Consider the following 25,402-nt stretch of genomic DNA (forward strand, 5'->3'; position numbering starts at 1 on the left):
GTCCAGGACATGAGGTGTGCCTGTAATAAAAAACGCCGCTGCCAGGTATTACTCCGGGCAGCGGCGTTTTAAATGGGGGATTTTATTGGCGGGCGTTGCGTAAATTCGATGGCTTGTGACCGGTCGTGTAATTGCTGCGCCATGGATTAATATCCAGGCCGCCACGGCGCGTATAACGGGCATATACCGACAGTTGCTGTGGTTTGCACTGGCGCAGGATATCCGTGAAGATGCGCTCCACGCATTGTTCGTGGAATTCATTATGCTCGCGGAAACCAATCAGGTATTTCAGCAGGCTTTCCTGGTCAATTTGCGGACCATAATATTGAATCTGCACACTGCCCCAATCCGGTTGGCCAGTCACCAGGCAATTGGATTTCAATAAATGGGAAATGAATACTTCCTCCACCGGCTGTTCATCGAAATTGGCTTTCAGCGTTTCTGGCTGGGGGGCGTAATTATCGACTTCAATATCAAGGCGGTCCAGTAACACGCCTTCCAGTTCGCCCATGGCCAGTTTATGGAAGTCGGGCTGTTCGGTAATCGTCACATGCACGGTGGCGCCCACGGCGGACGATAAATCCTGTACCAGTAAAATCTTCAGGGCATCGGCATCGGCGACTTTGGTTTGATTAAACGAATTCAAATACAGCTTGAAGGATTTGGATTCAATAATATTGGGCGAGTCCGCCGGCACCGTGATTTTTGCCACCGCCACTTGCGGCTTGCCCCGCATGTTCAGCCACGACAGTTCATAGGCATTCCAGATATCGACGCCGAAGAATGGCATGGTCCCGGTCAGGCCCAGTTCATCGCGCTTGCCCTGGCGGGGAATGGGAAATAACAGTTCAGGCGCGTAATCGGTGCGGTACGCGGAAGATTTCCCCAGCGGGGACTGGTCGGCGGTATTGGTCATGGTGAACGTCCAAAGCGAAAGGCGAAGGACGAATGGTAGCGCAAATGCGGCATTGCGGCATATGCGCTTGAGTGATGGGGGGCTTGAAAGTGATGCATACAGGCGGACCGGACGGCCCGCCTGCAAAGGACGACTAGAGGAACAGCTTGTAGACCGGATTGGCGCTTTCATCCCAGTAGCGATAGCCCAGGGTGGCCAGGAATTGCGCGAAGGCATTCATTTCATCTTGCGGCACTTGCAAGCCGATCAGGATGCGGCCGACATCGCCGCCCTGCGAGCGATAGTGGCACAGCGAAATGTTCCAGTTCGGCGCCATGCTATCCAGGAAACGCATCAGCGCGCCTGGGCGTTCCGGGAATTCAAAGCGGTACAGCAATTCATCCTTGGCCAGGGTGCTCTTGCCGCCCACCAGGTGGCGCAAGTGCGACTTGGCCAATTCATCGTGCGTCAAATCCAGTGTTTTGAAGTCGTTGGCTTCAAAGTCGCGGGCCAGGGTGCTGGATTCGCCGCGGTCGGAAATTTGCACGCCGACAAATACGTGTGCTTCGTTGGCGTCGCTGATCCGGTAGTTGAATTCCGTCACGTTGCGCGGACCGACCAGCGAGCAGAAGCGCTTGAAGCTGCCGCGCTGTTCCGGCAAGGTCACGGCAAACACGGCTTCGCGGGCTTCACCCAATTCCGCCCGTTCCGCCACGAAGCGCAGCCGGTCGAAATTCATGTTGGCGCCGCTGGCGATGCAGATCAGGGTTTCATTCTTGACCGGCTCCTTGGTCAGCGCGGCACGCTCGACATACGCCTTGGCGCCGGCAATCGACAGCGCGCCGGACGGTTCCAGGATCGAACGGGTATCGGTGAAGACATCCTTGATGGCGGCGCACAGCGCGTCCGTGTCAACAATGATGACTTCGTCCACATATTGCTGCGCCAGGCGGAACGTTTCCTGGCCGCACAGGCGCACGGCGGTACCGTCCGCGAACAGGCCGACGTCCGGCAAGGTCACGCGTTCGCCGGCTTTCAGGCTGCGGCCCATTGCATCGGAATCAAAGGTTTGTACGCCGATGACCTTGATGTCCGGGCGGATTTGCTTGACGTACGCGGCAATGCCGGTAATCAGGCCGCCGCCGCCGATCGGCACAAAGATCGCGTGGATCGGACCGGCGTGCTGGCGCAGGATTTCCATGCCGATCGTGCCCTGGCCGGCAATCACGTCCGGATCGTCGAACGGGTGCACGAAGGTGAGTTTTTGTTCTTTTTCCAGCGACAGCGCGTGGTTGTAGGCGTCGGTGTACGACTCGCCATGCAGCACCACTTCCACCGCGGCGCCGCCACGCGAGCGCACCGCATCGACTTTCACCTGCGGCGTGGTGGTCGGCATCACGATGATGGCGCGGCACCCCATTTTTGCGGCGGACAGTGCGACTCCCTGTGCGTGGTTGCCTGCGGAAGCGCAAATCACGCCGCGTTTCAGCTGAGCTTCGCTCAGGTGCGCCATCTTGTTGTAGGCGCCGCGAATCTTGAAGCTGAATACATCCTGCATGTCTTCGCGCTTGAAGTAAATTCGGTTCTGGAAGCGCTGCGACAGGGTCGGCGCCAGTTCAAGCGGCGTTTCGTTGGCCACGTCATAGACGCGGGCGGTCAGGGTCTTCTTCAGGTAGTCGATAGTCATAGTCTGCTTGGGTCGCTTGGAGCAATGGGGCCAGTCACCTGGCAAGGCAAGGACATGCTTTTCAACGGCGGGTAACCGAGATGAGGCTGTGCACCGGGCGCGGCGCGGGTAGCGTTGGCCAGGTGGGGTAGTGTACTGCTCGATAGTAAATCATGCGCGAAATGGATAATTCGCTGGTTCATTATAATGGCAAGATGATTGAATCTTCCATCCGCTGGCTGCTGAACCTGCTGGCCGCGCCCGAAGTCGGCCTGACTTCGGTATTTCTCGTCAGCTTCGTCTCCGCGACCCTGGTGCCGCTGGGCTCGGAACCGGCCGTGTTTGCCACCATCAAAGCCAATCCCGCCCTGTTCTGGCCCGCGATCCTGGTGGCGACCTGCGGCAATACGCTGGGCGGCGCGGTCGATTACTGGCTCGGCTACAAAGCCAAGAGCGCCTTTGCCAAAGAGCGGGAAAGCCGCTGGTTTGCCTGGCTGGCCCGCTATGGCGCGAAAACCATGCTGCTGTCGTGGGTGCCGGGTATCGGCGATCCGCTGTGCACCTTGGGCGGCTGGCTCAAGCTGCCATTCTGGCCCTGCATCGTGTACATGTGCATCGGCAAATTCGCCCGCTATGTCACGATGACGTCGGTGCTGCTGTATGTACCCGATGGCGTCTGGAAAACCATCGCCCAGGCCCTGGGCGGATAAAACTGTTTATCAGGATGGGCCGGTCGGCTGCTTTAGTCTGTTTTGCCTAATGCCCGGGAGGGCAAACCATGTTTCGCCCTGATTTAAAAATTGGCATCAAATTGCTGTACGATGCTGGTTTATCGAATTAATTTTGGTCATTTGACGCTTACGTTACCCTGCCGCCGGTGAAGGCTGTTCCGGCGTGGTGCGGCGCAATACGCTAGAATGGCCATCCTTAGGGTCAGTCCGCAGTACATCCATCATGAACGCCCCAGCACAAATCCAAGCATTGCTCGCCGAATCGCCAAATGGTCCCGCGCCCACCCGGCTGCGCGAAATTCCTTATAACTACACGTCGTTTTCCGATCGCGAGATCGTAATCCGCCTGTTGGGCCAAGATTCCTGGCGCCTGCTGGACGAGCTGCGCGCCGCGCGCCAGACCGGCCGTTCCGCCCGCATGCTGTATGAAGTGCTGGGCGATATCTGGGCCGTGCGCCGCAACCCGTACCTGCAGGACGACTTGCTGGACAACCCGAAGCGCCGCCAGGAATTGATCGACGCGCTGCATCACCGCCTGGCCGAAGTCGACAAGCGCCGCATGGCGGTCGACGCCGGCGCTGGCGGCGATCCATCGCGCAGCGCCGCCGTGGAGCAATTGCTGAAAGCGGCCAGCCAGGCCGTGGAATCGTTTGGCGAAGAATTCCGCCAGATGTACGACTTGCGCAAGCGCACCACCAAGGTGCTGGGCCGCTACACGGAAAAGCACAACGTCTGCTTCGACGGCATGAAGCGGATTTCGCACGTGACCGACGCCACCGACTGGCGCGTGGAATACCCGTTTGTCGTCATCACGCCCGATACCGAAGATGAAATGGCCGGCCTGGTCAAGGGCTGTATCGAGCTGGGCCTGACCATCATCCCGCGCGGCGGCGGCACTGGCTATACCGGTGGCGCGATTCCGCTGACGCCGCTGTCGGCCGTCATCAACACGGAAAAGCTACTCGACATGGGCGCCGTGAAAATGGAAATGCTGCCGGGCGTGGACCGCGAATACGCGACGATTTACACGGGCGCCGGCGTCATCACGAATAAAGTGTCGGAAGCGGCGGAAAAAGCCGGTTTCGTGTTTGCCGTGGACCCGACTTCGGCCCACGCCTCGTGCATCGGCGGCAATATCGCGATGAATGCGGGCGGCAAGAAAGCCGTGTTGTGGGGCACCGCGCTGGACAACCTGGCGTCGTGGAAAATGGTCGATCCGCAAGGCGACTGGCTGGAAGTCACGCGCCTCGACCACAACCTGTCGAAGATCCACGATACGCCGCTGGCCCGCTTCAAGCTGGAATGGACCCATCCGAACGCCAAAGGCGAAGCCAAGGGCGCGCCATTTAAAACGGAAATCCTGGAAATCGCCGGCCGCGTGTTCCGCAAGGAAGGCCTCGGCAAGGACGTCACCGACAAATTCCTGGCCGGGCTGCCAGGCATCCAGAAAGAAGGCTGCGACGGCCTGATCACGTCGGCGCGCTGGATTTTGCACAAGATGCCGAAGTTCACCCGCACCGTGTGTCTGGAATTCTTTGGCCAGGCGCGCGATGCGATTCCATCGATCGTGGAAATCAAGGATTATCTGGACGGCTTGCCGGCCAAGGGACCGCAATTCGAGACCCTGCGCCTGGCCGGCCTGGAACACCTCGACGAGCGCTACCTGCGCGCGGTGGGCTACGCCACCAAATCCAAGCGCGGCAACATGCCGAAGATGGCGCTGTTTGGCGACATCGTGGGCGACGATGAAAACGCGGTGGCGCTGGCGGCCTCGGAAGTGGTGCGCCTGGCCAATACCCGCGTCGGCGAAGGCTTTGTCGCCGTCAGCCCGGAAGCGCGCAAGAAATTCTGGCTGGACCGCGCCCGTACCGCCGCGATTGCGAAACATACGAACGCGTTCAAGATCAATGAAGACGTGGTGATTCCGCTGAACCGCATGGGCGAGTACACGGACGGCATCGAGCGCATCAACGTCGAACTGTCGATCACCAACAAGCTGCAACTGGCGCAGGAACTGCGCGACTTCTTCGACGCGGGTAACCTGCCGATCGGTAAGAGTGATGACGCGTCGGACGACAAGGTCGGCGATGCGGAAATGCTGGGCGACCGCCAGCAACAGGCGCAAGCGCTGTTGGCGCTGGTGCAAAAGCGCTGGCAAACCATCCTCGATAAACTGGACCAGCCGGTGGCCTCGCTGCGCGATGAATTGCGCGAACTGGGTTTGGCGCACCTGGACGCCGCCATCGATGCGCGCCTGGAACGCCAGCCGGACGCCATCCTGTTCGAGATCGTGCAAGACCACACGGTGCGCGTCAGCTGGAAGCAGGAAATCCGCGCGCAACTGCGCCAGATTTTCAATGGCGCCGCGTACAAGCTGATCCTCGATGAATGCGCGGTGATCCACAAGCGCGTGTTGCGCGGCCGCGTGTTTGTCGCGCTGCACATGCACGCCGGCGACGGCAACGTGCACACCAACTTGCCGGTCAACTCGGACCACTATGAAATGCTGCAACTGGCGCACAAGGCCGTGGCGCGCATCATGGTGCTGGCCCGTTCGCTGAACGGCGTGATTTCGGGCGAACACGGCATCGGCATCACCAAGCTGGAATTCCTGACCGAAGAAGAAATCGGCGACTTCCGCAAGTACAAGGAACGGGTCGACCCGGAAGGCCGCTTCAACAAGGGCAAACTGTTGAATTTGCCGGGCATGGAAGCGGACTTGCGCAATGCGTACACGCCATCGTTCGGCCTGATGGGCCACGAATCGCTGATCATGCAGCAAAGCGATATCGGTGAAATCGCCAACAGCGTCAAGGATTGCCTGCGCTGCGGCAAATGCAAACCGGTGTGCTCGACCCACGTGCCGCGCGCCAATCTGCTGTACTCGCCGCGTGACAAGATCCTGGCGACGTCGTCGCTGATCGAAGCGTTCCTGTACGAGGAACAAACGCGCCGCGGCATTTCGATCCGCCACTGGGAAGAATTCGAAGACGTGGCCGATCATTGCACCCTGTGCCACAAGTGCGAGACGCCGTGCCCGGTCAATATCGACTTTGGCGACGTGTCGATGAACATGCGCAACCTGTTGCGCAAGATGAATAAGCGCAGCTTCAATCCCGTGAAGTCGATGGGCATGATGTTCTTGAACACCAACGACCCGACCACCATCAATTCGATGCGCCAGGTGGTCTTCGGTGTGGGGAACAAGGTCCAGCGCCTCGGCAACGACGTGCTGAAAACCTTCGCGCAAAAGCAGACCAAGGCGCCGCCGCCGACGGTCGGCAAGCCGCCGATCAAGGAACAGGTGATCCACTTCATTAACAAGAAGATGCCTGGCAACTTGCCGAAGCGGACCATGCGCGGCTTGCTCGATATCGAAGACAACAAGATCGTCCCGATCATCCGCGATCCGAAGAAAACCACGGCCGATTCCGAAGCCGTGTTCTACTTCCCGGGCTGCGGTTCGGAGCGCCTGTATTCGCAAGTGGGCCTGGCCACCCAGGCCATGTTGTGGAATGTCGGCGTGCAAACGGTGCTGCCGCCGGGCTACCTGTGCTGCGGTTACCCGCAGCGCGGCGCGGGCGACTTCGACAAAGCCGACAAGATGATCACGGATAACCGCGTGCTGTTCCACCGCATGGCCAATACCCTGAACTACCTGGACATCAAGACGGTGGTCGTGTCGTGCGGCACTTGCTATGACCAGCTGTCCGGCTATGAATTCGAGAAAATCTTCCCGGGTTGCCGCATCATGGACATCCATGAATACCTGCTGGAGAAGGGCGTCAAGCTGGAGGGCGTCAACGGTACGCGCTACATGTACCACGACCCTTGCCACTCGCCGATGAAATTGCAGGATCCGTTGAAGACGGTGAACAGCCTGATCACGACGGCCGATGCCACCAAGATCGAGAAAAACGACCGCTGCTGCGGCGACTCGGGCACCTTGCAGGCGGCCCGTCCCGACATTTCGACGCAGGTGCGCTTCCGCAAAGAGCAGGAAATGGTCAAGCACGCGGATAAGCTGCGCGAAGACGGCTTCACGGGCGAAGTCAAAGTGTTGACCAGCTGCCCGGCCTGCCTGGGCGGCGTGTCGCGCTACGGCGAAGACGCCGGCACCACCGCCGATTACATCGTGGTGGAAATCGCCAAGCATTTGCTGGGCGAGAACTGGATGCCGGACTATGTGGCGCAAGCCAACAACGGCGGCATCGAGCGGGTGCTGGTGTAATGGCGACGAGCGTCGCATGCGACCTGTGCAAGCTGCTGGCAGCCCCGCCGGCCGACGTGCTGGTGTGGCAGGACGCGCAGCTGTCCGTGGTGCTGGTCGATGAACCGCACTATCCGGGCTTTGCGCGCGTCATCTGGCATGCGCACGTCAAGGAAATGACGGATCTCGAACCCGCCGAGCGCGACCACGTGATGCGGGCCGTGTGGCAGGTGGAAGCGGCGCAGCGCTTGGTCATGGCGCCCGACAAGGTCAATGTGGCCAGTTTTGGCAACATGACGCCGCACGTGCACTGGCATGTGATTCCCCGTTTCAGTAACGACGTGCATTTCCCTCAACCGACCTGGGGCCCGGCCCAGCGTGAACCCGATCCAAAAGATCTGGCCGCGCGCCGCGCCCTGCTGCCGCAACTGCGCGCAGCCATCGTTGCCAATTTAAACACCCCATGAAGACCCCGACCGGCCTGACCGTCCACAGCAAATCCCGCATCCTCGAAGTCGCCTTCGATGATGGCGCCTCGTTCAACATCCCGTTTGAATTGTTGCGCGTCTATTCGCCGTCGGCGGAGGTGAAGGGCCATGGCCCGGGGCAGGAAGTCCTGCAAGTGGGCCAGCGCGATGTCGGCCTGACGGCGCTCGATCCGGTCGGCAATTACGCGGTGAAGCCGACGTTTACCGATGGCCACAATTCCGGCCTGTTCACGTGGGATTACCTGTACAAGCTGGGCGCCGAACAGGAACAGCTGTGGTCCGCCTATCTGGACAAGTTGCACGCGGCGGGGTTTGACGGCGATTCCGGCCGGGAACCGGGTACCGTGCTGCCCACCGCGCAAAAAGCGCACGGCTGCGGCCACAAGCATTGATCTTGAATGCGGCGTGGATACCACGCTGCATTCATGTCCTAAACAAGACGGCGCACACATGTTATTGTAGGCACTTGTTTCCCTGAAACGTGTGCCGATGCGCCCGTCCGTCCGTTCCAGCCGCCTGATCGTTTTGCTGGGGAGCTGCCTGGCGGCAGCCATCCTCGGCGCGCTGGGCTTTACGCTGTGGTCGTCGCGCGAACAAGCCATTACGGAATGGCAGCGCCACCTGTCCAACCTGTCGCTGGTGATTGCCGAACAAACTGCGCAGGAAGTCGCGTCCGGTTACCTGATCCTGGAAAGTATTGCGGAGTCGGTGCAGGCGGCCGGGGTCAGCAATGACCGCGAATTGCGCGAGCAGATGGGATCCGCGGCGGTGTTCCAGCGCATGCGCGACAAGGCGGAAGGCTTGCCGCAAGTCGAAGTGTTGACCATCCTCGCGGCCAACGGCGACGTGGTGAATTTCACCCACGCGCATCCGGCGCCCGCCATCAACCTGGCGGACCGCGATTACTTCCAGGCCCACCTGAAAGACCCCAAACTGGGGGTGTTTGTCAGCGCCCCCGTGCGCAACCGGAGCAGCCAGGCGTGGACGTTTTTCCTGAGCCGCCGCCTGACCGGGCCGCAGGGACAATTCCTGGGGCTGGCGCTGGTGGGCTTTTCCACCGCCTTCCTCAGTGACTTTTACCGCAAGATCAGCCTCGGCGATGGCGCCTCGGTGACCTTGTACCGGCGCGATTTCACGTTGCTGGTGCGCTCGCCCCATGACGATGCGCTGATGGGGAAAAGCAACCGCACTGGCACGTCTTACCGCGTGATCGAGCAAATGGGCAAGACCGATGGCGTGATGCTGACCGACGCGCCGCGCTTTTCCGAAGGCGGCAACCGGGTACAGCGCATGGGCGCGGTGCGTCTGGTCGGGCAATATCCACTGGTCGTCAATATCACCGTGACGGAAGATTTGTTCCTGGCCCAGTGGCGTGCCCATGCGCAAGTATTGACAACGGTGGTGATGGCCAGCGCGATGGCCATGGTGCTGGCGTTTGCCGGGCTGGTGCGGGCATTGCGCAAGCGCGAGCAGGACATGGAAAAAATGCGCGCCCTGGCCGCGGCGGCCGAGGCGGCCAACCGCGCGAAATCCGAATTCCTGGCCATGATGAGCCATGAAATCCGCACGCCGCTGACGTCCATCATCGGCTTCGCGGAAACGCTGGCGCCGCATCAGGAAGCGGGGGAAATCATTGTCCGCAACGGTCAGCATTTGCTGACCATCATTAACGATATCCTCGACATTTCCAAGATCGAAGCGGGACGGCTGGTGCTGGAAGATGTCCGCTATTCGCCGCTGGAAGTGGTCGATGGCCTGCTGCCGGCCATCGAAGCACAAGCGCGCGGCAAGGGCATCGCTTTTCATTTTGATGCGGTCTATCCTTTTCCCTCGCACGTCATCGGCGACCCGACCCGCTGGCGCCAGATCCTGTTCAACCTGTGCGGCAATGCCATCAAATTCACGGAGCAGGGCAGTGTGGAACTGACCTTGCATTACCAGCGCGAATTGGGCCGCTTGCAATGCCGCGTCGCCGATACGGGGATCGGCATGTCCGACGAAGAGCAGGCCCGGCTGTTCAAGCCCTTTACCCAGGCCGATACGTCCGTGGCGCGGCGCTATGGCGGCACGGGATTGGGCTTGCACCTGGTGCAGGAGCTGGCCGTGCGCATGGGCGGCGCGGTGCGGGTGCACAGCGCGCCGGGGCAGGGATCGATTTTCGAAGTGGACGTCGCCGCGCCGCCGGCGCCCGGGGCGGAGTGGCTGGACGCCTTGCCGGTCTTTGCCCGGACGGCGACGGCGGCGCCGCAAGCGAGCCTGTCCGGTACCGTATTGCTGGCGGAAGACGGGCCCGATAATCGCCGCCTGATCACGGCATGGCTGGAACAGCAGGGGCTGGCCGTGGATAGCGCGGCCGATGGCGCGCGCGCCGTGGAACTGGCGCTGGTGGGACACTACGACGTGGTGCTGATGGATATCCAGATGCCGAACATGGATGGCGTGCAAGCCACCAAACTGTTGCGCAGTGCCGGCTTTGCCGCCCCCATCGTGGCGCTGACCGCCAATGTGATGCCGGAAGACCGTGAGCGTTACCGCCAGGCGGGCTGCAATGCCTGTGTGGCGAAGCCGGTGGATTTCGCCGAGCTGGGCAACTTACTGGCGGGAATGTTGGCCGCTGGCGAGCCGGCGCCGCCGGTGCCCTATACCCGGCTGGAAGGCTACGACGAGATGCGGCGCGCATTCGAGTTGCGCCTGAAGGAAGCGCTGGAATTGCTGGATAACGCCATCGGCAGGGCGGCCCATGCCGATGGACGGGAGATTGCCCATATGCTCAAGGGCAGCGCTGGCAGTTTTGGCTACCCGCGCGTAACGCAATGGGCCGCGCAACTGGAACAGGCGCTGGCGGCGGGCGACGGCGGCCGTGCCGCGGCGCTGCTGGCCGAACTACAACAGCTCGATGAGGTGCGGCGCTTGCTGGCGCAGCCCGCCTGAAAGGATAAACCATGGTCGATAAAAGCCGTATCACCGTGCTGATCGCGGACGATGAAACCAATATGCGCAACTTGCTGGCGGCGGTATTGAAAAGTTGTGGCTACACGAATTTCATTCATGCGGCCGATGGCCAGCAAGCCATGGAATGCCTGCGCGCCGCCGACAAGTCGCTGCGGCTGGCGTTCCTCGACATCGACATGCCCGGCTTCACGGGACTGGAAGTGCTGCAACTGGCGCGCGAGACCTGGCCAGCCTGCGCCTACGTCATCGTCAGCGCCCACAGCGCCATTGATAATGTCGTTTCTGCAATGAATCGTGGCGCGGCGGGGTTTGTTGTCAAACCCTATACGCCACAAAAGATTGCCGATGTGCTGGCAAAGTTCGAGCGGGAAGCACGCTGACAGGGGCGGCGGACCGTTGGCGCTTGTATAATGCTGGCACTACAACTGGTTCCGCACTATGACCCATACCACCCATTTCGGCTATAAAACCGTCAACGAAGAAGATAAAGTCAAGGAAGTCGCCAAGGTCTTCCATTCCGTGGCGGCCAAGTACGACGTCATGAATGACTTGATGTCGGCTGGCCTGCACCGCCTGTGGAAGACATTTACGATTGCCAACGCGGCTGTGCGCCCAGGCTTCAAATGCCTCGATATCGCCGGCGGCACCGGCGACCTGGCCAAGGCGTTTGCCAAACAGGCGGGGCCGACGGGCGAAGTGTGGCTGACGGACATTAATGAATCGATGCTGCGCGTGGGCCGCGACCGTCTCTTGAACAAGGGCATGGTCACCCCCACCTTGTTGTGTGACGCGGAAAAACTGCCATTCCCGGACAATTATTTCGACCGGGTCAGCGTGGCCTTTGGCTTGCGCAACATGACGCACAAGGATGTGGCGCTGTCGGAAATGCGCCGTGTGCTGAAACCGGGCGGCAAATTGCTGGTGCTGGAGTTTTCCAAAGTCGCCGAGCCGCTGCAAAAACCCTACGACTTGTATTCGTTCTCGGTGTTGCCGTGGCTGGGCCAGAAAATTGCCAATGATGCGGAAAGCTATCGTTATCTGGCTGAATCGATCCGCATGCATCCGGACCAGGAAACCCTGAAGTCGATGATGCAGGATGCGGGCCTGGAGCGGGTCCAGTATTACAACCTGACGGCGGGTGTGGCCGCTTTGCACACCGGTATCAAACTGTAAGAAGGAAACGCCATGAATCTGAAAAAAATCCTTATTAGCGCCACCCTGGCGCTGTCCGCCGCCACCATGATTGGTGAAGCGCTGGCCCGTCCGATGGGCGGCGGCAAGTCGATCAGCCGCCAGTCGCAAAGCGTGAACAACATGCCGCGCCAGGCGACGCCGCCGGCCGCGCCGCCCGCCAGCCAGGCTGCCCAGCCTGCACGCGCACCGGGCGCCGCCACGCCACCGGCCGTACCGCCGAAACCTGCGAGCCCCTGGAAGGGCATCCTGGGCGGCGCGCTGCTGGGCCTGGGCCTGGGCGCACTGCTGTCGCACTTCGGCCTGGGCGGCGCCCTGGCCAGCGCCATCAGCTCGATGCTGATGATAGCCCTGCTGGCCGGCGCGGCCTTCCTGATCTGGCGCTTGATCCGCAGCAAGATGGCGCCGAAGCAGCCACAAATGGCGCCAGCCGGTTTCAGCAACAACAATGCGTGGCAGCAACAACCGGCCGCGCCTGCGCCGGCGCCTGACTATAACCTGCCACCGCTGCAGCCAGCCGCGGGCGGCCTGAACCTGGCCAAGCCGGGTGAAGCGCCGGCGGCGGCGCATGTCCCATGGGGCGTGCCGGCCGACTTCGACGCGGCGACGTTCCTGCGCCACGCCAAGGGCAACTTCATCCGCCTGCAAGCGGCCTGGGATAAAGGCGATGTGGCCGATATCCGTGAATTCACGACGCCGGAAGTGTTTGCCGAGTTGAAGATGCAAATTTCGGAACGCGGCGGCCAGGCGGATTACACCGACGTGGTGACCATCGAAGCGGAAATACTGGGCATTGAAAACGATGGCCGCGATTACCTGGCCAGCGTGAAGTTCTACGGCACCATCAAGCCGTCGCCAACCGCCCTGGCCGAACCATTCCAGGAAGTGTGGAACCTGTCCAAGCCTGTCAGCGGCAATGCCGGCTGGCTGCTGGCTGGTATCCAGCAACTGGCTTGATCGCCCGCCCCGTATAGTAAGATCGAGACCGCCCGATTATTCGGGCGGTTTTTTGTTTTTTGAATACCTGAATTGCCATAAGCATGCCATCGCCGATTCCCCCGAATTTGCCGTCCCCGCTGGCGCCCGTCGCCGCCACCATCAACCACTTGCTGGCCCAGGAGCCATGGGCGCGTGATGCCTTGCGCCCGCACGCCGGCAAGATCGCGTGCATCGCAGCCAGCCCGGTCGAGGTGCGCTTGCAAGCCACCAGTGATGGCTACGTGGACGTGGTGGCAAGCGAGGCAGCCGCCAATGTGACGATCCGGGTCAAACTGTCCGACTTGCCGCTGATTGCGCAAAACCGCGAGCGCGCTTTTTCGTATGTACAACTGGAAGGCGATGCCGACTTTGCCAACACGATTTCGCAACTCGTGAAATCCTTGCGCTGGGAAGCGGAACACGACCTGGAAAAACTGGTTGGCCCGGTGGCGGCCGTGCGCATGGTGGAAGGGGCGAAATCCCTGTTGGGCGCTTTTTTGCAAGGCAACCGCAAGCTGGCGGAAAACACGGCGGAATATCTGCTGGAAGAAAACCCGGTACTGGTGCGCCCGGATGTGACGGAAGGCTTCGGTGCGGATGTGACGCGCTTGCGCGACGATGTCGAGCGCTTTGCCAAGCGCCTGGCCAACCTGGAAAAGAAACTCGCGCAACGCGGCCCCGCCTCCGCCTGATATATCCACCGGACCCTGTACATGATCCTGAAATTCCTGCGGCTGCTGAAAATCCTGCGCGTCGCCATCCGCTACGGCCTCGATGAAATTGCCATTTCCGGCCTGGACGTGCCGCGCACGTCGCGCCTGATCGATGTGCTGTTCTTTTGGCGGGATATTTCCGCCCCGCGTGGCCGCCGCCTGCGCATGGCGCTGGAAGAGCTGGGCCCGATTTTCGTGAAATTCGGCCAGGTGCTGTCGACCCGGCGCGACCTGATCCCTGCCGATATCGTGGAAGAACTGGCGCTGTTGCAAGACCGCGTGCCGCCGTTTGACTCCGATCTCGCGATCGCGCAAATCGAGCGTTCGCTGGGCGGCCACCCGGACCAGCTGTTTGCCACGTTTGAGCGCATTCCCGTCGCTTCCGCCTCGATTGCGCAAGTGCACTTCGCCACCCTCAAGGATGGCAAGCAGGTGGCTGTCAAGGTGCTGCGTCCCGGCATGCGCCAGTCCATCGACAAGGACGTGGCGCTGATGCACCTGGCGGCCGACGTGATTGGCCGCCTGTGGGAAGACGCCAAGCGCTTGAAACCCAAGGAAGTGGTGGCGGAATTCGACAAGCATTTGCATGACGAGCTGGACTTGATGCGCGAAGCCGCCAATGCCAGCCAGCTGCGCCGTAACTTTGCCGAAAGCGACTTGTTGCTGGTGCCGGAAATGTACTGGGATTATTGCTCGTCCAGCGTGATTGTCATGGAGCGCATGCATGGCATTCCCGTGTCGCAAACCGAGCGCCTGATCGAAGCTGGCGTGGACTTGAAAAAGCTGTCGTCCGACGGTGTGGAAATTTTCTTTACCCAGGTATTCCGCGACGGCTTCTTCCATGCGGATATGCACCCCGGGAACATCCTGGTGTCGATCGACCCCGCCACGTTTGGCCGCTATATCGCGCTGGACTTCGGCATCGTCGGCACCCTGAACGATTTCGACAAGGATTATCTGTCGCAAAACTTCCTGGCCTTCTTCCGCCGCGACTATAAACGGGTGGCGGAAGCCCACATCGAGTCCGGCTGGGCGCCGAAAGATACCCGCGTCGATGAACTGGAATCGGCGGTGCGGGCTTGCTGCGAACCGATTTTCGACCGTCCGCTGAAAGACATTTCCTTTGGCCAGATTTTGCTGCGCCTGTTCCAGACCTCGCGCCGCTTCAACGTGGAAGTGCAGCCGCAACTGGTGCTGCTGCAAAAGACCATGCTTAATATCGAGGGCCTGGGCCGCCAGCTGGATCCGGACCTGGATTTGTGGAAAACCGCCAAACCCTACCTGGAGCGCTGGATGGCGGAGCAGGTTGGCTGGCAAGGCATGCTGGAGCGCCTGAAATCCGAAGCGCCGCGCTACACGCACGTGTTGCCGCAGTTGCCGCGCCTGGTGCACCGCGCGCTGTCGGCGGCCAGCGAGCCGAACCACAACGATGATTTGCTGCGCACCCTGATCGATGAACAGCAGCGCACCAACCGTTTATTGAGCTTTGTTGTGTACTTTGCCGGCGCATTCATTATTGGCTGGGTCGGATTGCGCGCCTACATGCACTGGCGGGGAATGCTGTGATGGATTTCAATAGCCGCGATCCCTTGTCGCCCGCTTTTTGGGATGAGCGTTTTGACAAGCAATTCACGCCCTGGGACCGGGGCGGCGTGCCGGAGCGCTTGCGCCAGTTCGTCAAGGACACGGCCCATGGCGCGGCGGCGGCAGGGCTGCCGCTGCCCACGACCCTGATCCCCGGCTGCGGTTCCGCCTATGAATTGGCGTATTTATCGGAAGCCGGCTGGGATGTGACGGCGATTGATTTTTCGCCGGCCGCCGTGGCGGCGGGGAAGGAAGCGGTTGGGCCGCAATGGCAAGAGCGCGTGGTGGAAGCGGATTTCTTTGCCTGGCAACCCGCCGCGCCACTGCAATGCATTTATGAGCGCGCCTTCCTGTGCGCCCTGCCACGGCACTTGTGGCCGCAAGTGGTGGCGCGCTGGGCGCAATTGCTGGCGCCGGGCGGCATGCTGGCTGGTTATTTCTTCTTTGACAACAATCCCAAGGGGCCGCCGTTCGGCATCGCCCGCGCCGAACTGGAAGCGTTGCTGCAACCGTACTTCACCTGCGTGACGGACGAGCCGGTCTGGGATTCCATCCCTGTTTTTGCCGGCAAGGAACGCTGGATGAGCTGGTTCCGGTTGTAAGCCGTCGCGGCCGCCGTGCCAAATCTGCCGCCGCGCCGGCAAAAGGCTTTATAATTCAGGGTTTTTGATGTTTTTTGCGGAGTAAAGATGCCGATCTACGCTTACCGCTGCGAGGAATGTGGCCACGCTGATGAAGTGCTGCAAAAGATTTCCGATCCGCAGCTGACGGATTGCCCAGCCTGCAGCAAATCCAGTTTCAAGAAGCAGCTGACCGCCGCTGGTTTCCAGTTGAAGGGAACCGGCTGGTATGTGACGGACTTCCGTGGCGGTTCCGCGCCAGCCACCGGTGTGGCGGGGACGCCCAAGTCCGACGCGCCCGCTGCGGCCCCTGCGGCGGAATCGTCGTCCGCCGCGCCTGCCGCCGCTGCACCGGCAAGCGCGCCAGCAACTGCACCGGCAGCCAGCACCAAACCCGCCGCTTGACGGCAAAAGGAACCCGATGCGCAAGTATTTCATTACCGGACTGCTGATTCTCGTACCGCTGGCGATCACCGCCTGGGTCTTGAACCTGGTCATCAGTACGCTGGACCAGTCGCTGTTACTGGTGCCGGAGCGCTGGCAGCCACGCACGTTCATCGGTTTTGATATCCCGGGCCTGGGTACGATTTTGACGTTCATTATCGTGCTGGTGACCGGCCTGCTGACCAATAACCTGGTCGGCAATTATGTGGTGCGCATGTGGGAAAAGCTGTTGCACCGCATTCCGGTGGTCAGCTCGCTGTATGGCAGCGTCAAGCAAGTGTCGGACACCCTGTTTTCGTCGTCCGGCAATGCCTTCCGCAAAGCAGTGCTGATTCCTTATCCGCACCAGGATTCCCGCACCATTGGTTTCCTGACCGGCGTGCCGGGCGGTGACGTGAAGAATCACCTGGATGGCGAGTACGTCAGTGTGTACGTACCGACCACGCCGAACCCGACCTCGGGATTTTTCCTGATGCTGGCAAAAAAAGATGTTATCGAGCTCGACATGAGTGTCGATGCCGCCCTGAAGTATATCGTCTCCATGGGCGTGGTTGCGCCTGAATGAAACCGAATAAATAACCTGAACTGAGAAATAACATGTCTATGCGCACTCATTACTGCGGCCTCACCACTGAAGCCCTGCTCGGCCAAACCGTCAGCCTGTGCGGCTGGGTACACCGTCGCCGCGACCACGGCGGCGTGATCTTCATCGACTTGCGCGATCGCGAAGGCCTGGTTCAGGTGGTCTGCAATCCAGAGCAGGCTGAAGTGTTCAAAGTCGCTGAATCGGTCCGTAACGAATACTGCCTGCGCGTGACCGGCCTGGTCAAAGACCGCCTGGCCGGCACCGTCAACGCCAACCTGAAATCCGGCAAGATCGAAGTGGTCGCGTCGCAAGTGGAAGTGCTGAACGCCTCCGTGGCCGTGCCATTCCAGCTGGACGACGACAATCTGTCGGAAACCACCCGCCTGACGCACCGCGTGCTGGACCTGCGCCGTCCGCAAATGCAGAACAACCTGCGCCTGCGCTACAAGGTCACGATGGAAGTGCGCAAGTACCTGGACGACCTGGGCTTCATCGACATCGAAACCCCAACGCTGACCAAGTCGACCCCGGAAGGCGCGCGCGACTACCTGGTGCCGTCGCGTGTCAACGCCGGCAACTTCTTCGCGCTGCCGCAATCGCCACAGCTGTTCAAGCAGCTGCTGATGGTGGCCAACTTCGACCGTTACTACCAGATCACCAAGTGCTTCCGCGACGAAGACTTGCGCGCCGACCGCCAGCCGGAATTCACCCAGATCGACTGCGAAACGTCGTTCCTGAACGAACAGGAAATCCGTGACCTGTTCGAAGACATGATCCGCAAAGTGTTCAAGAACACCATGTCGGTCGACCTGCCTAACCCGTTCCCGGTGATGGACTTCGCCGAAGCCATGGGCAGCTACGGTTCGGACAAGCCGGACATGCGCGTCAAGCTGAACTTCACGGAATTGACCGACGTCGTGAAAGACGTGGAATTCAAGATCTTCAACAGCGCCGCCAACATGAAAAACGGCCGCGTGGTCGGCATGCGCGTACCGAAGGGCGCGTCGATGCCGCGTTCGGAAATCGACGCGTACACCCAGTTCGTTGCCATCTACGGCGCGAAAGGCCTGGCGTACATCAAGGTCAACGAAAAAGCCAAAGGCCGTGACGGCCTGCAGTCGCCAATCGTCAAGTCGATCGACGACGCAACCCTGGCCCGCATCCTGGAACTGACCGGTGCGGAAGACGGCGACCTGATCTTCTTCGGCGCCGACAAGGCCAAGGTGGTCAACGATGCGATCGGCGCGCTGCGCGTGAAGATCGGCCACTCCGAGTTCGGCAAGGCCAACGGCCTGTTCGACGACGTGTGGGCGCCGCTGTGGGTGATCGACTTCCCGATGTTTGAATACGACGAGGAAGACGACCGCTGGACCGCAACCCACCACCCGTTCACCGCGCCAAAAGACGGCCACGAAGACATGCTGGAAACCAATCCAGGCGCCTGCGTTGCCAAGGCCTATGACATGGTGTTGAACGGCTGGGAACTGGGCGGCGGTTCGATCCGTATCCACCGCGAAGAAGTGCAGTCGAAAGTGTTCCGCGCCCTGAAGATCGACGCCGATGAAGCCCGCCTGAAGTTCGGCTTCCTGCTGGACGCGCTGCAATACGGCGCGCCTCCACACGGTGGCCTGGCCTTCGGCCTGGACCGTATCGTGACCCTGATGACCAAGTCCGATTCGATCCGCGACGTGATCGCCTTCCCGAAAACCCAGCGCGCCCAGTGCCTGCTGACCCAGGCGCCGTCGGAAGTGGACGAGAAACAGCTGAAAGAGCTGCATATCCGCCTGCGCGCGGCCGAGCCGAAAGTGGCTGGTTAATCAGTCGTACCATGGAAAAGGCGCTGCGGCGCCTTTTCTTTTGCCTGCTTTTTCCCCCTGCATGGATAAGCCTTACAAAATCCCCGAATCCGTCCTGGTCGTGATCCACACGGCCGACCTGCAAGTGCTGCTGATCGAGCGCGCCGACAAGGCCGGCTATTGGCAATCGGTGACCGGTTCGCTCGATGCGCCGGACGAGCCGCTATTGACCACGGCAACCCGCGAACTGTTCGAAGAAACCGGCATCGTGGCCGATGGCCAAAACATCGTGCTGCGCGACTGGCAGCTGTCGAACATCTACGAAATCTACCCGGTGTGGCGGCACCGCTATGCGCCGGGCGTAACGCAGAACACGGAACACGTGTTTTCCGTGGAAGTGCCGCGCGATATTCCCATCTTGCTCAGTCCCCGCGAGCATGTGAACCACGTGTGGCTGCCATACCTGGAAGCGGCCGATCAATGCTTTTCACCGTCGAATGCGGAGGCGGTGCTGCTGTTGCCACGGCAGGTGGCCGCGCCGCGCTGACAGATTGCCCGGCAGGCCGATTGCGTATTTTGCATAAGGTTTGCCCCTGGGAAAAAACCGTGTGACGATGGCTGCGTCCTTAAAGCGACCGCGCCGCTTCCTCCCGCGCGGCTTCATGTCTACACGGGGAATGGCATGCCCACCATCGCCAATATCAAGATCGGCCAGCGCCTGGCGCTGGGATTCAGTATCGTGCTGCTGTGTGCGATTGCACTGCTGGGGCTGGGGTTGTGGCGGATGAGCCAGATGCAAACCCTGACCGACGCCATCGTCAACGATGAAGCGGCCAGCCTCGATGACGCCACTGCCATGCGCGAGAATGGCGGTGCGCTGGCGCTGATCCTGCGCAAACTGAGCGCCCCCACCGATGTCGCGGAACAGGCGCTGGAAAGCAAGCGCCTGGCCGACACGCTGGCCGCCTATGACCGCGCGCTGCACAACCTCCAGCGGCGCAGCGCCAGTGCCGACGGGACCCGTTTGCTGGTCCAGGTGCAGGCGCGGCAAGGCGCCGTGATGCCGCTGGTGGAGCAGGCCCGGCGCCACGCGGCTGACGGTAATTATTTCGATGCCGCGCTGGCCGTGAAGGCGCTATCCGTCCCCCACGACAAATGGATGGCGGCGCTGGTGCAACTGGCCGATCACCGGCGCGCCGCCATGAAAGAAGCGGCCGCTGCATCGGGCCGGCATTACCGGGCGGCGGTGCTGGGCATGTGGTCGCTGGGCGGGTTGGCGCTGGCGCTGGGCGCCGCCATTGCCTGGCTGACCACCCGTACCATCACCGCGCCGCTGCATCACGCGGGCCGCATTGCCGGTGTCATCGCGACGGGCGACCTGAGCCAGGAAATCGGGGCCGCGCCGGACGATGAAACCGGTGCCCTAGTGCGCGCGCTGCGGACCATGCAGCAACAGTTGATTGGCGCCGTGCGGCAAATCCAGCACGGCGCTTACAACATCGGCGTGGCGACCCGTGAAATTGCAATCGGCAATGCCGATTTGTCGGCACGCACCGAGGCGCAGGCCGGGTCGCTGGAACACACCGCCAGCGCCATGCAGGCGCTGACCGGCGCTGTTGGCAGGAATGCCGGGCATGCGCGGCAAGCCAACGAGCTGGTGCTCGATGCCGCGGCGGTTGCCGCCACCGGGGGACGTTTGATGACCGACGTGGTCGACACCATGCGCGCCATCCAGTCCAGTGCGCGCAAGATCGCGGACATCACCGGGGTGATCGATGGCATCGCTTTCCAGACCAATATCCTGGCGTTGAACGCCGCCGTGGAAGCGGCGCGCGCCGGCGAGCAGGGGCGGGGCTTTGCCGTGGTGGCGTCCGAAGTACGCCAGTTGGCCCAGCGCAGCGCGGCCGCCGCCAGGGAAATCAAGCTCCTGATCGGCGATTCCGTCGCCATGGTCGATGGCGGCAGCCGTCTGGTCGACATTGCCGGCCAGACCATGGCGCGCATCGTCACGTCGGTGCAATCGGTGGCCGCCATCATGGCCGATATCGCCGCCGCCAGCGAAGCCCAAAGCACGGGGCTGCAAGACATCAGCCAAGCCATGGCGCGGATGGACGACATGACGCAACAAAATGCCGCGCTGGTCGAACAGGCCGCCGCCGCGGCCGCCAGCCTGCAAATCCAGGCTGAACGGCTTGAGCAGGCGGTTGCGATTTTCCGGCTGGCGCCCGCGCCCGCCACTGTGCCCGTTCAAATGGCGTACCATGTGCGTACGTTCCCCATCGGCAATGAAATCTGCTCCTGATGCCGTTATGAAAAAATCATGTCTGCTGCTTGCCTTGTCCGTCCTGCTGGTTGCGGGCGCCTACGCGCAAGATTCAGCCACCCTCAGGAAAATCAAGGAGACCGGTGTCATCACGATTGGTTTCCGCGACAAGTCCATCCCGTTTTCCTACCTGGACCGGCAGCAGCGGCCGATCGGCTATTCCATCGAGCTGTGCGAACGGGTGGTGGCGGCCGTCAAGAACCGGCTGAAGCTGCCCGCGCTGGAAATCATGTACCGGCCCGTGACGGCGGCCAACCGCATGGCGTTCGTGGCCAATGACATCGTCGACATTGAATGCGGCTCGACCTCCAACACGCTGGAACGGCAAAAAGAAGTGGCGTTTTCCATCTCCACGTTCGTCTCGTCCAGCAGCCTGATATCCAGGAAAGCCAACGGTTTCCAGAACTTAACCGAACTCAAGGGGCGCACCGTGGTGTCCACCGCCGGCACCACCACCGTCAAGGCGTTGCAGGAATGGAGCCGCGCGCTGGACCTCGATTTGCGCATCATCGTGGCCAAGGACCACGCCGATGCGTTTGCCATGGTGGAGTCGGAACGCGCCGCCGCGTTCGCGATGGATGAAGTGCTGCTGCTGGGCCTGGCCGCCACGGCCGCCCGGCCGGGCGATTATGTGGTGCACCGTTCGGATTTGCCGCAGGAACCCTATGGCATGGTGTTGCGCAAGCGCGATCCGGAATTCAAGCGGGTGGTGGACGACGCCATCGTCGAGCTGTACCGCTCGGGGGAAATCCACCAGATCTACCGCAAATGGTTCCAGTCGCCGCTGCCGAACAGCCGCATCGAATTGCATATGCCGATGAGCGCGGCGTTGCGGCGGGTGGTGGCCGCGCCGACCGATTCGGGCGATCCCGCCGATTACCGCTGACGCGGGCGGCCCTCAGCCCGCATCGGGCCGGAAATCGTCGATGACGATGCCGTGCCGGTGCAGCTTGTCGTACAAGGTCTTCTTGCCGATGCCCAGCGTATCGCACACCGGCAGCGGTTTGCCCAGGTGTGTTTTCAGGGCCTGCTCGATCAGGGTTTTTTCCACCATGTCCATTTGCTGCGCCAGCGTCAGCGGTCCGGCGTCGGCGCCACGTTCGCCGGGCAGGCCCAGCACGAAACGGTCGGCCGCGTTGCGCAATTCGCGCACGTTGCCGGGCCAGTCATGGGCCATCAGTTTGCGGGTATGGTCGGCCGGCAGGGCGGGCGCCTCGCGGCCATAGCGGCGCGCGGCCTGCAGCAGGAAATGTTCGAACAACAGGGGGATGTCGTCGCGCCGTTCGCGCAGTGGCGGCAAGGTCAGGGTGGCGACATTGAGCCGGTAGTACAGGTCGCTGCGGAATTTGCCCTGGTCGCTTAATGTCTTCAGGTCGTATTTGGTGGCGGCCACGATGCGGAAATCGATCGCCATCTGTTCGTTGGAGCCCAGCCGTTCGATCTTGCGTTCTTGCAGCGCACGCAGCAGCTTGACCTGGAAATTCATCGGCATGCTTTCAATTTCGTCCAGCATCAAGGTGCCGCCGTGCGCATGCTCGATCTTGCCGACGCGCCGTTTGCTGGCGTTGGTGAACGCGCCCGCTTCGTGGCCGAAAATCTCGCTTTCGAACAGCGTTTCCGGCAAACCGCCGCAATTGATGGCGACGAAATTGGCGCGGCGGCGGTTGCTGTGCTCGTGCAGGCAGCGCGCCACGACTTCCTTGCCGGTACCGGTTTCCCCGAATACCAGCACATCGGCCGGGGTGTCGGCCAGGTTCAGGATCTGTTCGCGCAGCAGTCGGATGGCGGGCGATTCGCCCACCAGCGTGCCGTCCAGGCCGCACGTTTGCGTGAGCTTGCGGCGCAAGGTGTCGACTTCCAGGCGCAGCGTGCGCTTTTCCACGGCGCGCGTGGCCACTTCCACCAGCCGCTCCATGGCATACGGCTTTTCAATGAAATCGTAGGCGCCATGGCGCATCGCATCGACCGCCATCGACACGTCGCCATGGCCGGTGACCAGGATCACCGGAATGGCGGCGTCGGTGGCGCAGACCTGGCGCAGCAGGCCGAAGCCATCCATGCCGGGCATGCGCACGTCGGTGATCACGATGCCGGGCAAGCCCGCCACGATATGGGGCAGGGCGCGCTCGGCCGATTCGTACGGTTCCACCGCAAACCCTGCCAGCTCCAGCGTTTCCGCCACGCTGCTGCGGACCGCATGGTCGTCTTCGACGAAAATGATTTTGTAACCTTCAAACATGGGAGGTTTCCTCGCAGAGCTGGAGATCGAGTTCAAATGCGGCGCCGCCGGGAAGATTCGATGCGCGCAGGGTGCCGCCAAAATCGCGCACGATATCGGCGGAGATGGCCAGTCCCAGTCCCAGGCCCTGGCCCGGCAGCTTGGTGCTGAAAAATGGTTCGAACAGGCGCGGCAGCACGTCGTCGGGAATGCCGGCGCCGCTGTCTTCCACGCGGAGATGGGCGCGGCCGCCGGCGTGCCAGACCCGTATCGACAGCGTCCTGGCCGGCGCTTCGCGCATCGCGTCCAGCGCGTTGGCGCACAGGTTGATCAACACCTGCTCCAGGCGGTTACTGTCGCACAGCGCGCGCAATCCGGACTCGATGTCGGTGTGCACGGTGATCTGTTCGGTACGGATGCGGTTTTCCAGTAACAGCAAGGTCGCTTCCACCGCCTCGGCCAGCGGGAACGGCCGCAAGGCCAGCGGTGTCTTGCGCGAGAAGGATTTGAGCTGGTCGGTCAGGTGGCCCATGCGCTCGGTCAGCGCGCTGATCGATTGCAGGTTTTTTTCGATGCGCGCCATTTCGCCGCGCTTCAGCAATAGCTGGGAATTGAACGACAGCGAGCGCAGCGCCGTCAGCGGCTGGCTGATTTCGTGCGTGATGCCGGCCGACATCTGGCCCAGCAGCGCCAGCCGGCTGGCGTGGATCAGGCTGTCCTGCGAAGCGCGCAGCACCTGCTCCGCATGTTTGCGCTCGCCCACTTCGTGCAGCAATTCCTGGTTCATGTCGTGCAGCTCGGCGGTGCGTTCGGCGATACGCACTTCCAGCAAGTCATGCGCACGCTGCAATTCTTCGCGCGCCTTCAGCCGGCTGGCGGCGGCGCGCCGCCGCTGCGCCAGGAACAGCCCGAGCAGGCCGATGAACGCCAGCAGCACGCCGGCGCCAATCGCGTTGCGCAAGGCATTGACCGTGGCGTTGCCCGCGCTGGCCAGCATCACCAGGCGCCAGCCCTGATGCGGCATGGCGCGGCTCTGGGTTGCATACAGGATCAGCGGCGCATTGGGCGCATGGCCGCGCAGGGTGGTGGTGCCGGAGGTGGGCAGGCGGGGCGCGCGCTGGTTGCGCCATTCGGGCGCGGTGGCGATGATGACGGAGTCGTTTTCATCGATCACCAGCAGTATTTCATGGCTCGATTGGGTAATCGAGGCGCTCCAGGTGGACTCGATCGGGTCCAGGCTGATCTTGACCACCGCCACCCCCAGTACCGCGCCATTGTGCAGGATCGGTTGGGCAAAATAGTATTCCGGCGTATTGCGTTCCGGGCTGCGTGAAAAATAGCGCGCCGGCCTGCCTTGCAGCGCTTCCCGCACATACGGCAGCGCGGACACGTCGCGGCCCATCCCGCTGTCCTGCTGATACCAGTCGCTGGCGGCGGAAATGCGGCCAGCGCCGCTGACCAGGAAGGTCACCATGGCGCCCGCCCGCACATTCAGGCTGGACAGGCGCTTGCTGGTTTTTTCCATTTGCCGCAGATCGTCCGGCCGGGCCAGCGACGCTTGCACGTCCTGGTCCATGGCAATAATGCCCGGCAAATATTCGTGCTTGCCCAGTTCGCTTTCCAGCCCGCCCGCATATAAATCGAGCTGGTGTTCCAGCATGTCGTTGAGCTGTTCGTAGCCCTGTTGCGCACTCCGCGAATACACCAGCACCACCGCCGCCGCGGCCAGGCCGAGCAACACGGTGCGCAGCGTATAGACCAGCGCCGGACGGTTGAATAAACCAAATCGATGAGCGAGCAATTGTTGTCTCGGGAAGGTCGGCCGGAAGAATGCCGTGAACATATTACCTTAGAAAATATTTCTAATCATCCATTTTTCAAGATATTGAACAGGCGTCGCCGGGCGCGTATGGAAATCGATACCGGGATTTGCCTGCGCGTGTGGATTTGCACACGGCAGGCCGCGCCGGCGGTTTTGACGGGGCGGGAAAACACACGATAAATCAT

At 61.7% G+C, this 25,402-nt stretch carries 21 protein-coding genes; 17 read left to right on the top strand and 4 right to left on the bottom strand.

Annotated features, from left to right (window positions below; translation table 11 throughout):
- Positions 1-82: 82 nt before the first annotated feature.
- Both queF and ilvA read right to left on the bottom strand, forming a co-directional pair.
- Positions 83-916, bottom strand: a complete 834-nt coding sequence (gene queF, locus AC1RRC_RS23880; protein ID WP_493058038.1) for an NADPH-dependent 7-cyano-7-deazaguanine reductase QueF — start codon at positions 914-916, stop codon at positions 83-85.
- A 133-nt stretch (positions 917-1,049) separates the two neighbouring features.
- Positions 1,050-2,627, bottom strand: a complete 1,578-nt coding sequence (gene ilvA, locus AC1RRC_RS23885) for a threonine ammonia-lyase, biosynthetic (protein ID WP_493058039.1) — start codon at positions 2,625-2,627, stop codon at positions 1,050-1,052.
- A gap of 149 nt (positions 2,628-2,776) precedes the next feature.
- On the opposite strand from ilvA, the gene AC1RRC_RS23890 reads away from it, so the two are divergent.
- From AC1RRC_RS23890 to AC1RRC_RS23970, 17 genes are all read left to right on the top strand, one after another.
- The gene (locus tag AC1RRC_RS23890; protein WP_493058040.1) at positions 2,777-3,271 is read left to right on the top strand and encodes a YqaA family protein; all 495 of its coding nucleotides are present in this window, start codon (positions 2,777-2,779) and stop codon (positions 3,269-3,271) included.
- Positions 3,272-3,515: 244 nt separating this feature from the next.
- The gene (locus AC1RRC_RS23895) at positions 3,516-7,523 is read left to right on the top strand and encodes a DUF3683 domain-containing protein (RefSeq protein ID WP_493058041.1); all 4,008 of its coding nucleotides are present in this window, start codon (positions 3,516-3,518) and stop codon (positions 7,521-7,523) included.
- Positions 7,523-7,969 (top strand): HIT family protein, encoded by a 447-nt coding sequence (locus AC1RRC_RS23900; protein ID WP_493058042.1) that lies wholly within the window; start codon positions 7,523-7,525, stop codon positions 7,967-7,969. Before AC1RRC_RS23895 ends, AC1RRC_RS23900 begins: the two co-directional genes overlap by 1 nt.
- Positions 7,966-8,382: a gamma-butyrobetaine hydroxylase family protein gene (locus AC1RRC_RS23905; RefSeq protein WP_493058043.1), complete on the top strand. Its 417-nt coding sequence runs from the start codon at positions 7,966-7,968 to the stop codon at positions 8,380-8,382. The genes AC1RRC_RS23900 and AC1RRC_RS23905 overlap by 4 nt, the downstream gene beginning before the upstream one ends.
- 97 nt (positions 8,383-8,479) lie before the next feature.
- The gene (locus AC1RRC_RS23910) at positions 8,480-10,921 is read left to right on the top strand and encodes an ATP-binding protein (protein ID WP_493058044.1); all 2,442 of its coding nucleotides are present in this window, start codon (positions 8,480-8,482) and stop codon (positions 10,919-10,921) included.
- 11 nt (positions 10,922-10,932) lie between these two features.
- Entirely contained in the window at positions 10,933-11,322 is a 390-nt protein-coding gene (locus AC1RRC_RS23915) for a response regulator (protein WP_493058045.1), read from the top strand.
- Between the two features lie 58 nt (positions 11,323-11,380).
- Positions 11,381-12,115 carry a bifunctional demethylmenaquinone methyltransferase/2-methoxy-6-polyprenyl-1,4-benzoquinol methylase UbiE gene (gene ubiE, locus AC1RRC_RS23920; RefSeq protein ID WP_493058046.1) on the top strand — a complete coding sequence of 245 codons (735 nt, stop codon included), beginning with the start codon at positions 11,381-11,383 and terminating at the stop codon, positions 12,113-12,115.
- A 12-nt stretch (positions 12,116-12,127) separates the two neighbouring features.
- Positions 12,128-13,090 carry a Tim44 domain-containing protein gene (locus tag AC1RRC_RS23925; protein WP_493058047.1) on the top strand — a complete coding sequence of 321 codons (963 nt, stop codon included), beginning with the start codon at positions 12,128-12,130 and terminating at the stop codon, positions 13,088-13,090.
- Positions 13,091-13,173: 83 nt separating this feature from the next.
- Complete coding sequence (locus AC1RRC_RS23930) at positions 13,174-13,803, top strand: ubiquinone biosynthesis accessory factor UbiJ (RefSeq protein ID WP_493058048.1); 630 nt, start codon at positions 13,174-13,176, stop codon at positions 13,801-13,803.
- Between the two features lie 21 nt (positions 13,804-13,824).
- The gene (ubiB, locus tag AC1RRC_RS23935) at positions 13,825-15,390 is read left to right on the top strand and encodes a ubiquinone biosynthesis regulatory protein kinase UbiB (RefSeq protein WP_493058049.1); all 1,566 of its coding nucleotides are present in this window, start codon (positions 13,825-13,827) and stop codon (positions 15,388-15,390) included.
- The gene (locus tag AC1RRC_RS23940; protein ID WP_493058050.1) at positions 15,387-16,010 is read left to right on the top strand and encodes a methyltransferase domain-containing protein; all 624 of its coding nucleotides are present in this window, start codon (positions 15,387-15,389) and stop codon (positions 16,008-16,010) included. Before ubiB ends, AC1RRC_RS23940 begins: the two co-directional genes overlap by 4 nt.
- 87 nt (positions 16,011-16,097) lie before the next feature.
- Complete coding sequence (locus tag AC1RRC_RS23945; RefSeq protein ID WP_493058051.1) at positions 16,098-16,433, top strand: FmdB family zinc ribbon protein; 336 nt, start codon at positions 16,098-16,100, stop codon at positions 16,431-16,433.
- Positions 16,434-16,449: 16 nt separating this feature from the next.
- Complete coding sequence (locus AC1RRC_RS23950; RefSeq protein WP_493058052.1) at positions 16,450-17,037, top strand: DUF502 domain-containing protein; 588 nt, start codon at positions 16,450-16,452, stop codon at positions 17,035-17,037.
- Positions 17,038-17,069: 32 nt separating this feature from the next.
- Positions 17,070-18,875 carry an aspartate--tRNA ligase gene (aspS, locus tag AC1RRC_RS23955; RefSeq protein WP_493058053.1) on the top strand — a complete coding sequence of 602 codons (1,806 nt, stop codon included), beginning with the start codon at positions 17,070-17,072 and terminating at the stop codon, positions 18,873-18,875.
- A 61-nt stretch (positions 18,876-18,936) separates the two neighbouring features.
- The gene (gene nudB / locus AC1RRC_RS23960) at positions 18,937-19,401 is read left to right on the top strand and encodes a dihydroneopterin triphosphate diphosphatase (RefSeq protein ID WP_493058054.1); all 465 of its coding nucleotides are present in this window, start codon (positions 18,937-18,939) and stop codon (positions 19,399-19,401) included.
- Between the two features lie 135 nt (positions 19,402-19,536).
- Complete coding sequence (locus AC1RRC_RS23965) at positions 19,537-21,156, top strand: methyl-accepting chemotaxis protein (protein ID WP_493058055.1); 1,620 nt, start codon at positions 19,537-19,539, stop codon at positions 21,154-21,156.
- Between the two features lie 7 nt (positions 21,157-21,163).
- Positions 21,164-22,063, top strand: a complete 900-nt coding sequence (locus AC1RRC_RS23970; protein WP_493058056.1) for an amino acid ABC transporter substrate-binding protein — start codon at positions 21,164-21,166, stop codon at positions 22,061-22,063.
- Between the two features lie 12 nt (positions 22,064-22,075).
- On the opposite strand, the gene AC1RRC_RS23975 is transcribed toward AC1RRC_RS23970, so the two are convergent.
- Both AC1RRC_RS23975 and AC1RRC_RS23980 read right to left on the bottom strand, forming a co-directional pair.
- Positions 22,076-23,416 (bottom strand): sigma-54-dependent transcriptional regulator, encoded by a 1,341-nt coding sequence (locus AC1RRC_RS23975; protein WP_493058057.1) that lies wholly within the window; start codon positions 23,414-23,416, stop codon positions 22,076-22,078.
- A complete protein-coding gene (locus tag AC1RRC_RS23980; RefSeq protein WP_493058058.1) occupies positions 23,409-25,196 on the bottom strand; it encodes a sensor histidine kinase in 1,788 nt (595 codons plus the stop codon). The genes AC1RRC_RS23975 and AC1RRC_RS23980 overlap by 8 nt, the downstream gene beginning before the upstream one ends.
- Positions 25,197-25,402 lie beyond the last annotated feature (206 nt).

This window comes from Pseudoduganella sp. GW821-FHT12E03 (genome assembly GCF_058807115.1).

Coding starts and splice junctions, on each gene's coding strand:
- ubiE (WP_493058046.1), top strand. CDS start 11,381: ATGACCCATACCACCCATTTCGGCTATAAAACCGTCAACGAAGAAGAT.
- AC1RRC_RS23895 (WP_493058041.1), top strand. CDS start 3,516: ATGAACGCCCCAGCACAAATCCAAGCATTGCTCGCCGAATCGCCAAAT.
- nudB (WP_493058054.1), top strand. CDS start 18,937: ATGGATAAGCCTTACAAAATCCCCGAATCCGTCCTGGTCGTGATCCAC.
- ubiB (WP_493058049.1), top strand. CDS start 13,825: ATGATCCTGAAATTCCTGCGGCTGCTGAAAATCCTGCGCGTCGCCATC.
- AC1RRC_RS23965 (WP_493058055.1), top strand. CDS start 19,537: ATGCCCACCATCGCCAATATCAAGATCGGCCAGCGCCTGGCGCTGGGA.
- AC1RRC_RS23910 (WP_493058044.1), top strand. CDS start 8,480: ATGCGCCCGTCCGTCCGTTCCAGCCGCCTGATCGTTTTGCTGGGGAGC.
- queF (WP_493058038.1), bottom strand. CDS start 916: ATGACCAATACCGCCGACCAGTCCCCGCTGGGGAAATCTTCCGCGTAC.
- AC1RRC_RS23950 (WP_493058052.1), top strand. CDS start 16,450: ATGCGCAAGTATTTCATTACCGGACTGCTGATTCTCGTACCGCTGGCG.
- AC1RRC_RS23925 (WP_493058047.1), top strand. CDS start 12,128: ATGAATCTGAAAAAAATCCTTATTAGCGCCACCCTGGCGCTGTCCGCC.
- AC1RRC_RS23900 (WP_493058042.1), top strand. CDS start 7,523: ATGGCGACGAGCGTCGCATGCGACCTGTGCAAGCTGCTGGCAGCCCCG.
- aspS (WP_493058053.1), top strand. CDS start 17,070: ATGTCTATGCGCACTCATTACTGCGGCCTCACCACTGAAGCCCTGCTC.
- AC1RRC_RS23945 (WP_493058051.1), top strand. CDS start 16,098: ATGCCGATCTACGCTTACCGCTGCGAGGAATGTGGCCACGCTGATGAA.
- AC1RRC_RS23975 (WP_493058057.1), bottom strand. CDS start 23,416: ATGTTTGAAGGTTACAAAATCATTTTCGTCGAAGACGACCATGCGGTC.
- AC1RRC_RS23905 (WP_493058043.1), top strand. CDS start 7,966: ATGAAGACCCCGACCGGCCTGACCGTCCACAGCAAATCCCGCATCCTC.
- AC1RRC_RS23930 (WP_493058048.1), top strand. CDS start 13,174: ATGCCATCGCCGATTCCCCCGAATTTGCCGTCCCCGCTGGCGCCCGTC.
- AC1RRC_RS23890 (WP_493058040.1), top strand. CDS start 2,777: ATGATTGAATCTTCCATCCGCTGGCTGCTGAACCTGCTGGCCGCGCCC.
- AC1RRC_RS23970 (WP_493058056.1), top strand. CDS start 21,164: ATGAAAAAATCATGTCTGCTGCTTGCCTTGTCCGTCCTGCTGGTTGCG.
- AC1RRC_RS23915 (WP_493058045.1), top strand. CDS start 10,933: ATGGTCGATAAAAGCCGTATCACCGTGCTGATCGCGGACGATGAAACC.